The sequence below is a fragment of the Magnetococcus sp. PR-3 genome (assembly GCF_036689865.1).
Lineage (GTDB): Bacteria > Pseudomonadota > Magnetococcia > Magnetococcales > Magnetococcaceae > Magnetococcus.
In genome coordinates this window covers 132,106-144,132 of sequence record NZ_JBAHUQ010000002.1, presented here as the reverse complement: position 1 = coordinate 144,132, position 12,027 = coordinate 132,106, and the positions used below count along the sequence as shown (strand labels likewise).

9 protein-coding genes are annotated in these 12,027 nt (G+C 48.9%); 8 read left to right on the top strand and 1 reads right to left on the bottom strand.

Annotated elements, in window-relative coordinates; all coding sequences use genetic code 11:
* Positions 1–90: 90 nt before the first annotated feature.
* Entirely contained in the window at positions 91–519 is a 429-nt protein-coding gene (locus V5T57_RS02210; RefSeq protein WP_332889522.1) for a type II secretion system protein GspG, read from the top strand.
* 177 nt (positions 520–696) lie between these two features.
* Positions 697–2,664, top strand: a complete 1,968-nt coding sequence (locus tag V5T57_RS02205) for a diguanylate cyclase domain-containing protein (RefSeq protein ID WP_332889521.1) — start codon at positions 697–699, stop codon at positions 2,662–2,664.
* Between the two features lie 308 nt (positions 2,665–2,972).
* Here the strand turns inward: V5T57_RS02205 and V5T57_RS02200 are convergent, their stop codons facing one another.
* The gene (locus V5T57_RS02200; RefSeq protein ID WP_332889520.1) at positions 2,973–4,064 is read right to left on the bottom strand and encodes an HD-GYP domain-containing protein; all 1,092 of its coding nucleotides are present in this window, start codon (positions 4,062–4,064) and stop codon (positions 2,973–2,975) included.
* A 271-nt stretch (positions 4,065–4,335) separates the two neighbouring features.
* On the opposite strand from V5T57_RS02200, the gene V5T57_RS02195 reads away from it, so the two are divergent.
* The 6 genes from V5T57_RS02195 (at position 4,336) to V5T57_RS02170 (ending at position 12,027) form a co-directional block, all read left to right on the top strand.
* Positions 4,336–5,769 carry a methyltransferase regulatory domain-containing protein gene (locus V5T57_RS02195; protein WP_332889519.1) on the top strand — a complete coding sequence of 478 codons (1,434 nt, stop codon included), beginning with the start codon at positions 4,336–4,338 and terminating at the stop codon, positions 5,767–5,769.
* Positions 5,770–5,999: 230 nt separating this feature from the next.
* Positions 6,000–6,962 carry a diguanylate cyclase gene (locus V5T57_RS02190; protein ID WP_332889518.1) on the top strand — a complete coding sequence of 321 codons (963 nt, stop codon included), beginning with the start codon at positions 6,000–6,002 and terminating at the stop codon, positions 6,960–6,962.
* Between the two features lie 6 nt (positions 6,963–6,968).
* Complete coding sequence (locus V5T57_RS02185) at positions 6,969–8,048, top strand: hybrid sensor histidine kinase/response regulator (protein WP_332889517.1); 1,080 nt, start codon at positions 6,969–6,971, stop codon at positions 8,046–8,048.
* Between the two features lie 36 nt (positions 8,049–8,084).
* Positions 8,085–8,492, top strand: a complete 408-nt coding sequence (locus V5T57_RS02180; RefSeq protein WP_332889516.1) for a response regulator transcription factor — start codon at positions 8,085–8,087, stop codon at positions 8,490–8,492.
* A 178-nt stretch (positions 8,493–8,670) separates the two neighbouring features.
* Positions 8,671–9,333 (top strand): hypothetical protein, encoded by a 663-nt coding sequence (locus V5T57_RS02175; protein WP_332889515.1) that lies wholly within the window; start codon positions 8,671–8,673, stop codon positions 9,331–9,333.
* A 15-nt stretch (positions 9,334–9,348) separates the two neighbouring features.
* Complete coding sequence (locus tag V5T57_RS02170; RefSeq protein WP_332889514.1) at positions 9,349–12,027, top strand: response regulator; 2,679 nt, start codon at positions 9,349–9,351, stop codon at positions 12,025–12,027.

Sequence of the window (12,027 nt, the reverse complement as noted above, 5' to 3'; positions counted from 1 at the left end):
CATTCCTTTCTTGTGCAGGGTGTGATTTGAGTTCCGGTAGATGGTTACCATCTCCCTATCGATTCATTGTTTTTGAAGGTGCTGGAATCCATGGCCAGTTCGTTACCAGATACCAAGCGTTGGCGTATTATCATGGTTGAGCTTGTGGTGGTTGTGTCACTGGGTGGTTTTATCTGGTTCTTTTTTGGTGGGCAGTTTATCGAACAGCTACGTGGTGATAAGGTTGTGATCGCCGAAAAGCGTCTCAAACTGTTGGATAGTGCTTTGCTGGAGTATTCTCGGACAGTCGGGGATTTTCCTAGCCAAAACGAAGGGTTGGATGCCTTGGTTGAGGGCCCTCGTGGACAGACCAGATGGGTAGGCCCCTATGTGGATTCAGCCGCGTTAATGGATCCTTGGGGACGCTCTTTCTATTATGTATATCCAGGTCAACATGGTGATTTTGATCTCTATTCTTTAGGGGCTGATAATCAACTGGGTGGTGTCTACGTTAACCGGGATATCCGTAACTGGGAATAACCAACCTCTCTCCTTATTGTTCATGCTTTTGCATAGGCATAGGATGTTTTACTTCCGCTAAAAACTTAAGAACGGTATCTGGGCAGGCTCTGAGAAACCTGATACATTGGAGAGGTGGTTGATCCTCAAGGGGTTGACCGATGTTCTCTATTCTATACTGGTCGGAAGGAACCTCTCGTGTCCCAGGAACAACCTTCTGTACTTCGCCTGATCTGGCAAACAAACTATCTGCGCAATTTGATGTTGTTGTGCATTCTCGCTTTTGTCGCTATCCCTGTTCTGGAGCGGTTCTGGGTCTACCCCCAATTTGTACAGAGTGTCTTGACGGATATTGAGCAAGAGGCCCAGCGCTTAGGGGGCCATCTGGCCCATCCTTTGGTTGAGTCACCCTTGGGTATTCGCAAAGATCGGCTCCCCCAAAACTTTTTAAAAACCATCGATCAGTTTACCAAAGAGTTTAACCTGGAAAAGGTGAAGGTCTTTAATAGTGATGGCCTGATTGTTTACTCCACAGATGCCAAAGATATTGGTCGAATCAATAATAAACCCTACTTTACGCAACAGGTAGCTCAGGGTGTGCCTTTTACAAAACTGGTGCGTCGTCAGCAAGCCAGTATGGAAGGCTCATTCCAAACAAAGGATGTGGTTGAGACCTACGTACCCATTGTAAAGTCCGGACATTTTTTTGGGGCATTTGAGCTTTATTATAATGTATCGGACCGTTTGCTTAATCTAGAGCAGGTGGTTCGTCGTACCTCATATGCCATGTTGGCCTTAATAGCTACCTTGGCGTTGCTGCTCTTTATTGTTCTATTAAAGGCTATGGGGCAGATGGGGCAAACGGCTGAGAAAATCAGTAAACTTGGTGAGCGAGAAGCTCTGTTAAGTCGTATTGTCACTCATGTTCAAGATGCGCTCGTGGTGATTGATCAACAGGGCCAGATTGTCTACTGGAACCGTGCAGCTAAGCGTATTTTTGGTTATGAAGAGACCGAAGTGCTCGGTCAACCCGTACACCGTCTGTTGGCCCCTTTACGGTTTAGGGAGCAGGCTGAGCGCGGATTTCAACAGTTTCAAAAAAGTGGTCAAGCTACCATGGTGGTTGGCCGTACGGTTGAGATCCAAGGTATGTGCAAGGGTGGCAAAGAGCTACCTGTTGAGATATCTGCCAATCAATTTGATTACCATGGCCAGAGCTGGGTGGTGGCAACGGTTCGGGATATCTCTTTACGTAAAGAGGTTGAGCATCACCTCAAACTCAGCTCAAGCATTATGCAGTATGCCAAAGATGGTATTCTGGTGACCGATACCAATGCCTGTATAGAGATGGCCAACCCGGCCATGACAGAACTGACCGGTTACAGTACAGAAGAGCTGCTCGGTCAGCCAACCAGCCTGTTGAACTCTGGACGCCATGATCATGCGTTTTTTGCTCGGATGTGGCAAACCTTGTTGAAGTCAGGTAGTTGGAGTGGGGAGCTGTGGAACCGCCATAAAGAGGGTGAGATCCTACCCCATTGGTTGAGTATTAGTGATATTAAGGATCAATCTGGTAAGCGGACACACTTTGTGGCGATCTTTACCGATATTGGCCAACGAAAAGCGGCTCAGGCCAATCTGGAACAGTTAGCGTTTTATGATGCCTTAACCGCCATACCCAACCGTATTTTGTTTAAAGAGCGTCTTAACCAGGGTATCCGTGAAGCGGGCCGTCGGGATGGTATTTTAGCTGTACTATTCTTGGATTTGGATCTGTTTAAACAGGTTAACGACAGTTACGGTCATGATATCGGCGACCGCTTGTTGCAGGAGGTCGCCAAACGGCTACAATCCTTACTCCGTAGTGAAGATACCGTCGCACGACTGGGGGGCGATGAGTTTGCCATTGTGCTACGACAACTGGCAGAGGCGCCGGATGATGTGGCTTTGGTTGCGCAGAAGATTATCGACTTTCTGAGTATGCCTTTTCCCATTGGCCCAGAGTCGTGTCAAATTGGGGCCAGTGTGGGCATTAGTTTTTACCCCAAACATGGTACCGATAGTGAGAGTTTGGTCAAAAAAGCGGATCAAGCGATGTATGCGGCAAAAAATAGTGGGCGTAACCGTTACCGTTTTGCCTTAGTGGATAAACCACCAACGCCATAACCTGACCGTTATTGTACGACAGTTGATAAAGCTCTGAACCCGGTTTGAAGGGCTAAGAAGGGATGGGGTCAATCCGATGGTGGCGGGGGACTGGGTACCAACGATACACAACCCCTCTGCATGACGGTGTTTGGCCAAATCCAAACGTCCAGGTAGGATGACGCTGTTCGCCGTTCCTTTAGCATACCGATGGTGAGAGCTTGGTCAAGCGGATCAAGTGATGTGTACGGCAAAAAACAGTGGGCACAACGGTTCTTGTTTTGCCTGCGTGGATCAACCACCAACGGCATAACCTGATAGTTTTCGGACTACTGTTGATAAAGCTCTGAACCTGGTAAGAAGGGGATGGGGTCAATACGGGTTGTGGCGGGGGACTCGGTACCAACGATACGCAACCCCTCTTCATTACGATGGTTGGCCAAATCCAAACGTTTGGGTGAGATGGCGCTGTTATCCGTCCCTTTAGCAACCACTTTGATGGAGGGGTGCAAAAGATCTTTGGGGTTGTTACGCATCACCACCCCCACGCGTCCATCTGCCAAACGCACTAAAGAGCCAACGGGGTAGATACCCACCACACGGATGAACATCTCAACCAGTTTGGCATCCAGCGTACCCCGCTCACGTCCCTCTAGCACCAACTCTCTGAGCACCTGCTTACCCTCTTTAGCACGGCGATAGCTGCGGTTAGAGGTCATGGCATCAAAGCAGTCACAAATGGAAGCCATACGCCCGAGTTGACTGATTTGCTCCCCTTTAAGCCCTTTGGGATAACCGGAACCATCCAACCGCTCATGGTGCTCTGCAGCAATACGCCGCACATCGTCAGAGAGACCTTCCATCCGGGAGAGGGAGTCTAGGGTCAGATCGACATGGCGTTTAATCTGTTTTAGGTCACTAAGGTCAAGGGGGCTGGTTTTATTGATCAGTGCTTGGGGTAGACGGACTTTACCCACATCATGCAGTAACCCCCCTTTACCAACCATCGCCACCATTTGATCATCCATACCCAAACCACGGGCAAGCCCCATCATGTAGACCGCGACATTAATGGTATGGTCAAAACCTTCACCATCAAATGTACGTAACAGTGAGAGACTCAACAGGGCGTCAGGGTCTGTGGCCAGCGAATCGTTTAAGCGAGAGATGGAGAGATCCAAACCCTCTGTATCCAGTTTTTCACCCGCTTCCACACGGCCTAGAAAATCGGCCATTTCACGTTCAGTAGCTGCCATAAGCTCAAAGGCCAAGGCGGTATCGTCACACCAGGCCTGGTCGGAACGTTCGGTCGGGCTGACCTCACTGCTTTCACATAAGTCAGCCAGCTGATCCATCAGCTGTTTTTCCATATCACCGCTGACGGTATCATAAGGTTTGGAAACAGGGGTATGTTCAGACATAGTAATTTCCAACGTCAGGTCAGGATAGTGTCCCACGGTGATACATTAAGGGATCATAAGGTGTCTTAAATGACACAACATACAACTAGCCTATCAGTTACCATTTCAACACAGGAAGTTGCTGTTAGATTTTGGCGGGTTTAACGACCACCTTTTATACAATCTTTAAAGGTTTATGATATGCAGGAAAATAGGTAGAAAGTCCAGTTAAACTGTATTTGCTTAGATGAATGGGTTCAGGATCCATGGTTGTGAGGAGTTTAAAAAAAAGATGGCAACTTCCCTATGGTCGGATGGGTATTTAACCGCACTGAACTACCGTTACAGCTACCATAAGGTGCTTAATCCCAAAAGGTTGGAGCTGGCTTTGCGTTTGGCTGGGTTTCAGCCGCCCTTGATACAACAGGGCTGTGAACTGGGTTTTGGTCAGGGTGTCAGTCTGGCTATGCATGCCACATCGACCCAGGTGCAGTGGTGGGGGAACGATTTTTTAACCGATCAGGTACATTTTTGCCAAGGGTTGGTGAACCACTACCAAGGTGAAGCGCAATTGGCCGATGCCAGTTTTGAGCACTTCTGTGCCCAAAATGACCTTCCTGACTTTGATTATATGGCCATCCATGGGGTTTGGAGCTGGGTCTCAGAGGAAAATCGCCAGATCTTACTGGACTTCCTCGCACGTAAGCTCAAACCAGGTGGTGTACTGTACCTGAGTTTTAACAGCTTGCCGCGTTGGGCTGGGATGGTACCGGTCAGGCAGATGATGCTGAACCATTTTTCTCGTCTAACGGCATCAGGTTTAGAGGCAGAGGTCGCTATTGTACAGAGCCTGCAATTCATGCAAGCGCTGGTCAACCATAGCCCAGTCTTTCAAGATAACTTTCCCGGTATGGCCAAACAGCTCACACAACTCTCCAAACGCCCCGTGGCCTATTTGGCCCATGAATATTTTAATCAACACTGGTACCCGTTCTCTTTTGAGCAGGTGGCGCAACAAATGGCCCAGGCTCAGCTGGAATTTGCCTGTTCCGCAGAGTTTGTTGATAGCATGGAGAGTCTGCACCTTACAGCGGCACAGAATGCTTTGTTGGAATCTGCCGCGGACCCAACGCAACGTCAAAGTATGCGTGACTTTATGGTTAATCAGGGATTTCGTTCTGGGTATTGGATGAAATCTCCCACCAGGCTCACGCCACATCAACGTGTGGATCAGTTAATGCAACAGCCGGTTGTGTTGGTTGATGCCCTACCCAGTGAGCCGATTAAGGTTGAGGGGGCGGCTGGTAAATTCCAACTACCCCAAAAGAAGTTAGATCCGATCCGGGCAGCCTTAAGCGAACATACGCCCCAGACACTCTCTGCTTTGGCCACTCACATCTCCTCTACCCCTGATGCCCCCATGCAGGCGATTGCGGTGACACAGGTGCTTTTAGCCCATGGTGTGCTACAGCCTGCCTGCCATGCAGATATAGAGAGTGTTGCCCGTGCTCAACAGTTGAACCTTGCCCTGTTAAACCGTTTTGCAAGCATGCCAAATGCCGCCATATATACACTGGTTTCACCCCATACAGGCGGGGGCATTTCGGTACCCTCTGAACATATGTCGATACTGCATACCCATAGCTTGCACACCCCTGGCCCATCATTATCCCAAGTGGAAAAGAGCATCATTCAACGTTATCAAGCACTGGGGGTTGTGGTTTAAGCGCCCGCACTACTGACAAAATGGCATAAGATTGCATAATTACCGTCTTAATGGGACGGGTGAAACCACGTTTTTCTTTGGAATTAGCGGTACTTTGGCTACTTTCATGCAAAAGTAGTTATGACTTAGGTTAGCAGCTTGTTTCCAACAGTTTGCCTATGATAAATTTGAGCTTTTAGAGCTTTATGATCTGCAACCATGTCGCAAAGGGTCGATCCATCGCTTCATCTATGCCACTGACACCCCAGCCATCCAATATCCCATACAGTTGGTCTGTGGATGCGACTGAAAAAGCGACCATTCTTATTGTGGATGATGAGAAGATCAATTTAGATATTCTTATCAATCTGTTTAAGAGTGAGTATCGGACCATTGCGGCTAAAAGCGGTGTACAAGCCTTAAAGCGTCTACAAGGTGGTTTGGTGCCTGACCTGATCCTACTGGATATTATGATGCCAGAGGTGGATGGCTTTGAGGTGTGTCGTCAGATCAAAGATAACATCCAAACGCGGGATATCCCTATTATCTTCATTACCGGACGCCAGACCGATGCCGATGAAGTCGCAGGGTTTGAAGTGGGGGCGGTTGATTATATTCGCAAACCTTTTCACCCTTTGGTGGTCCGCTCTCGTGTCAAAACCCATATAGATTTGAAACAGCATAAAGATATGCTGGAACGGATGGTTATTCAGGATGGTCTGACAGGTATTGCCAATCGACGGCGGTTTGATCAGTTTTTGGCCTATGAATGGGAGCGGGCGTTACGTTATCAGCGTACTTTCTCTCTTATGCTGATGGATATTGACTATTTTAAACGCTATAACGACCACTATGGACACACCGATGGCGATAGTTGTTTAAAACAGGTGGCGGATGCCATTGCCAATGCCATGCCTAGGCCGATGGATTTGGCGGCCCGATATGGGGGCGAAGAGTTTGCCTGTGTTCTGCCAGAGACCTGCCATGAAGGGGCGGTCACTGTGGCCAACCGGGTGCTGCATGGTATTCGTGAACTAGAAATACCCCATGGACCGTCAGACATTGCCCCTTATGTGACGATTAGTGTGGGTATCTCCTCCGTGCTACCAAGCCAGGATGGCGATGCAAACCATCTGGTGGAACGGGCTGATCAGGCGCTCTACCAAGCCAAAGATAAGGGCCGCAACCAGTTGTATTACTTGGGACAGGATTGACCACTGATGGATGCTGTAAAAGCTAAGATTCTCATTGTGGATGATGAGAAGAGTAACATCGATATACTGGTCGACCTGCTTGCCAAGGATTACAAAACCCTGGTTGCCAAAAGTGGTGCCCAAGCCCTGAAACGGGTGATGGTGGAGCCCCCACCAGACCTTGTTTTGCTGGATATCATGATGCCGGAGATGGATGGCTTTGAGGTCTGCACGGAGCTTAAACAGAATCTTCGCACCAAGGATATCCCTGTTATTTTTGTAACGGGGATGGATCGCGTTGAGGATGAAACCCGTGGCTTGGAGGTGGGTGCGGTTGATTTTATCCGTAAACCATTTAATACACAGGTGGTCTTGGCGCGTGTACAGACCCATCTTCATCTCCAACAGCAAAAACGGCAGTTGATGGATCTCAATGCCTTGAAAAACCGCTTTCTGGGTATGGCTGCCCATGATCTGCGCAACCCGTTAAGTTCCATTAATGGCTTATCGGATATGATGCTGCATATGCCGCTTTCCAAAGAGGAGAACACCGAGTTTATTACCACCATCCATAATGTGAGTGGGCAGATGCTAACCCTGCTCAATGATCTACTGGATGTTTCGGTTATTGAGAGCGGCACGTTTGAATTAAAGCTTCAGCCGGGTGATTTTTCCGCGCTGGTACAGAGCCGCGTGCGGCTGTTACAGATGGCCGCCAAGAAAAAGAGCTCCACCATCGAGATGGTGCCCGGTCCGGTGCCTACCTTTGCTTTTGATACAGACCGTATGATCCAGGTGATCGATAACTTGATCAGCAATGCCATTAAGTTCAGCCCACCAGGTAGTCACATTACCGTGGGAACAGGCCAAGAGAACGATACCATCTTTCTGGCTGTGCAGGATGAAGGCCCAGGATTGTCCGAAGAGGATAAGACCAAGCTTTTTGGTACCTTCCAAAAACTCAGTGCCCAGCCGACAGGGCATGAGAAGAGTACCGGTTTAGGTCTCTCCATTGTTAAAAAGATTGTGGATGCCCACGGCGGGCATATTCGTGTGGAAAGTCATGCGGGTGAAGGGGCAATCTTTACCGTTTTGCTCCAGGCTTAACAGCAGATAAACAACCACTTATCGGGGGTGGGAAGTATGTCTAGTAATGATCAGATTCGGATCTTGTTGATTGATGATGATTATGCGCTACGTTTGATGTACAGCAAAGCTTTTACCGAACATGGGTTTACCGTTGTTGGCCAAGCAGAGAATGGTCAAAAAGGGCTGGAGATGTACCAGGCGCTAAAACCGGATATTGTGCTCTGTGACATTGAAATGCCGGTACTCAATGGTGTGGAGACTTTAAAAGCCATTATGGGTGATGATCCCAATGCCTGCGTGATTATGCTCACATCGGTGAAACATCCTGAAGTGTGGGAAGCCTGCTTAATGGAGGGTGCGCGTTACTACCTGAACAAAGACACCCCGTATCCGGAAATCCAAAAAAAGGTCATGGAAAACTGGCAGGAACATCAAAGAATGTTTAGTCGTAACCAACCTTGATGAGAGTAGATTTTAAACCATAGGTTTGGCGCGTAAACATACCAAAGATAAGCCATAGGGGTTTGAAGGGTTACCCATTTAAGTTTGGCTGGGTATACTCTATGCCAAAGACCAGAGAACGGCCCCTTACATCTACCACGTACCGTGTGTTTATCGAGCTGTCGAGAAGGATCCCCCTGTGTTTAAACTGAGTGAACTGGAAGAGGACGCCCTTAAAGAATTTTTTAATATGGGTTTGGGTAAAGCGGCCAGTTCTTTGAGTGAGATGGTAGATAATGAGGTGATGCTCTCGCTGCCCCGTTTAACGGTGGTACCGTATGAGCAGGCTACCCGTATGCTGGTGGATAATGAGGAAGAGAAGCTGGTGGCTATCCGCCAGAACTTCCGCGGGGAGCTGACCGGCACCGCATTGTTGATCTTTCCAGGTGCTGAATCCCTGGAGCTGGTGCGAACCCTGCTCAGTGATGATATGCCTTTGGATGTCTTGACGGAGCTGGAGCAAGAGACGCTGCAGGATGTCGGTAATGTCATCATCAATGCTTTTCTGGAGAGTTTTACCCAGATGATGACCTTGGACTTTGAGTTTGAGGCGGCAGAGTTTTTAAAAGGGTCCAGCCGTTTTCTGTTGGATGTCTCATCCCATTTGGCGGCACAGCGGGATCTGCTAATGGCACAGAGTAACAATGAAGATGAGCGGGCCTTTGTGTTGATGATGGACTTTAAAACCAGTGATGAGGAGCTGCAACAGCACACACTCAGTGGTTTTGTGGTGTTGCTCTTTTCGGCTCAGGCCATGCAACGCCTCAAACAGGAGCTGGAAGTCATTCTGTCGGCCTTTTAGTAAGGGTTGCACACCATGCATGAGTTGGACAATACCCTGATGCGTCGTGCCTTAGAGCTCAATGCGGTGGGTACCATCATTGTAGATCCTCAGCAGACCATTGTATTTTGGAATGAGTGGATGGAGAGGGGATCCCAGCTCATTGCTGCCCAGGTGATGGGTAGTAAGCTGCTGGATATTTTTCCTGAACTCAAAGGGAGTCGTCTGGCCCGTGCGGTTAACAGTGCCTTAACCACTGGCCTGCCGACGATGCTCTCTCACCGGCTTAATCCTGCCCCCTTACCTCTTTTTACCGCTTCGGAGAGTGAGGAACAGAGTCAGCGTATGAGCCAGATGGTACAGATCAAATCCATACGGGATGATCTGGGCCACCGCCACTGTGTCATCCTTATCCAAGATATTACCAATACGGTTTCCCGGGAACTGATGCTACGTAATCAGGCCCGTGAGCTGCAATCCGCCAAAGAGGAAGCACAGCAAGCCAACCGTGCTAAGAGTAACTTTTTGGCCAATATGAGCCACGAAATCCGCACGCCCATGAATGCCATTATCGGCATGTCGCACCTAGCTTTGAAGACAGACCTGAACCCAAAACAGCATGATTATGTGGCAAAAATCCACTACTCAGCGCAATCTCTCTTAGGCATTATCAACGATATTCTGGATTTCTCTAAGATTGAAGCTGGCAAACTGACCATGGAGAACGTCTCCTTTGATTTGGAGGATGTGCTCAACAATGTGGCCAACCTTATCTCCATGAAGGCAGAGGAGAAAGGGCTGGAGGTTAGTTTTCAGGTGGATAAGGATGTTCCGTTAAAATTGGTGGGTGATCCTCTGCGTCTGGGTCAAATTCTCATCAATTTGGCCAATAATGCGGTGAAGTTTACGCACTCGGGCAATATTGTATTGTCCATTTCCGCCGAGCAGTTGGCGGACTATCAAGTCACCTTGTTGTTCCAAGTGCATGATACCGGTATTGGCATGACGGAGACACAAATCAGTCGTCTGTTCCAAGCCTTTTCTCAGGCAGACAGCTCCACAACCCGTAAATATGGTGGCAGTGGTTTGGGGTTGACCATCTGTAAACGGTTGGTGGACATGATGGGGGGTAAAATCTGGGTCGAAAGCACACCAGAGGAGGGGAGTACTTTTAAGTTTACCGCACGTTTGGCCCGTAAAGATCAAGATCGCCGACGTTTCCGGTTACCTTCCAAGGATTTGGTTGGCCTACGTACCCTGGTTGCAGATGATAACAGCGTTGCACGTGAGATTATGGTAAAGGCTTTGGAGTCTTTTTCCTTTAACGTCACGGCGGTTGCTTCAGGGGAAGAAGCGGTCTGTGCGGTGGAGCAGGCTATACAAGCAGGAGAACCCTACGCGCTGACCTTTTTGGATTGGAAAATGGCAGAGATGGACGGCGTTAAAACAGCCCATGAGATCAACCAGCGCTTTCCCCATGCCAATATGCCTAAAATTATTATGGTGACCGCCTACGCCCGGGATGATGTGATGTTGGCGGCGGAAAATGCCCAGGTAGATATGTGTCTGACAAAACCGGTTAATCTAAGCATTATGTTCGAAGCGGTGTTGGATACGTTGGGCTACCAAAATGCATTGGGGCTTGCGGCAGGTGTCACCCCACAGCATCGTCAGGGAGAAAAGCCCACCCTTGCTGGTAGTCATATTTTATTGGTGGAGGATAATGAGATTAACCAGCAGGTTGCCAGTGAACTGCTGGAAGCTGAAGGGGTTAATGTAACCATCGCCAACAATGGTCAAGAAGCGGTTGATGCGGTTTTTTCCGGCGCGCTTTTTGATGGGGTATTAATGGATATCCAGATGCCCGTGATGGATGGCTATGAAGCCACACAGGTGATCCGCAGCCACGCCAGCTATGCTCAGTTACCCATTATTGCCATGACAGCCAACGCCATGGCGGGTGATCGTGAGCGCTGTATCAATGCAGGGATGAATGAGCATATTGGTAAACCCATTCATCCACCCACATTGTTTGAGACGCTCAGTCAATATGTGCGTGGCCATGATTCAGCACCACTACCAGAGCGTAATACAGAGACAGAGATTACCCTTCCTGACACCCTGGTTGGGGTGGATATGGCCCGTGGGCTTGTGCATCTCAATGGCAATAAAAAACTCTATCTGAAAACATTGAAAAATATGTTCGACCGGTATGGGGATGTGGCTCAACAGTTAAGCCAGCTCTTAACGGAACAGAAAATGGGCGATGCCCAACGACTGATGCATACCTATAAGGGCATTAGTGGCACGGTTGGGGCGCAGGCGGTCCATAAACTCTCCACCGATCTGGATGTGGCTTTACAAGCGCGTGACCAAGCTGCGGTTGATGCTCTGTTAGAACCCTTTGCTGCGGCTGTGGAGCAGGTATCTAACACACTGTCCCAACTGTTTGCACACCAGCAGGATGCTGTTCCGACTACCCCATCCAACAATGCTGAGGGTGATGTGCTGGCACTTAAAAAAGCGCTCAGTCGTTTGGGGGGGTTGATTGAGGATGGCGATGCTGAAGCGTTAGAGCAGGTTCTGCTGCTTAAACCGTTAGTGGCGGGCACGCCCCATGCCGATAAACTCAACCAGTTGGAAGCCGATCTGGATGAATATGAGTTTGAAGATGCCAAAGCGGGCTATGATCAGCTTATGGCCAGCTTGGATTAG

What these genes read in the sequence shown, in the direction of transcription:
- V5T57_RS02200 (WP_332889520.1), bottom strand. Translation starts at nt 4,064, where the DNA reads ATGTCTGAACATACCCCTGTTTCCAAACCTTATGATACCGTCAGCGGT.
- V5T57_RS02190 (WP_332889518.1), top strand. Translation starts at nt 6,000, where the DNA reads ATGCCACTGACACCCCAGCCATCCAATATCCCATACAGTTGGTCTGTG.
- V5T57_RS02210 (WP_332889522.1), top strand. Translation starts at nt 91, where the DNA reads ATGGCCAGTTCGTTACCAGATACCAAGCGTTGGCGTATTATCATGGTT.
- V5T57_RS02185 (WP_332889517.1), top strand. Translation starts at nt 6,969, where the DNA reads ATGGATGCTGTAAAAGCTAAGATTCTCATTGTGGATGATGAGAAGAGT.
- V5T57_RS02195 (WP_332889519.1), top strand. Translation starts at nt 4,336, where the DNA reads ATGGCAACTTCCCTATGGTCGGATGGGTATTTAACCGCACTGAACTAC.
- V5T57_RS02180 (WP_332889516.1), top strand. Translation starts at nt 8,085, where the DNA reads ATGTCTAGTAATGATCAGATTCGGATCTTGTTGATTGATGATGATTAT.
- V5T57_RS02170 (WP_332889514.1), top strand. Translation starts at nt 9,349, where the DNA reads ATGCATGAGTTGGACAATACCCTGATGCGTCGTGCCTTAGAGCTCAAT.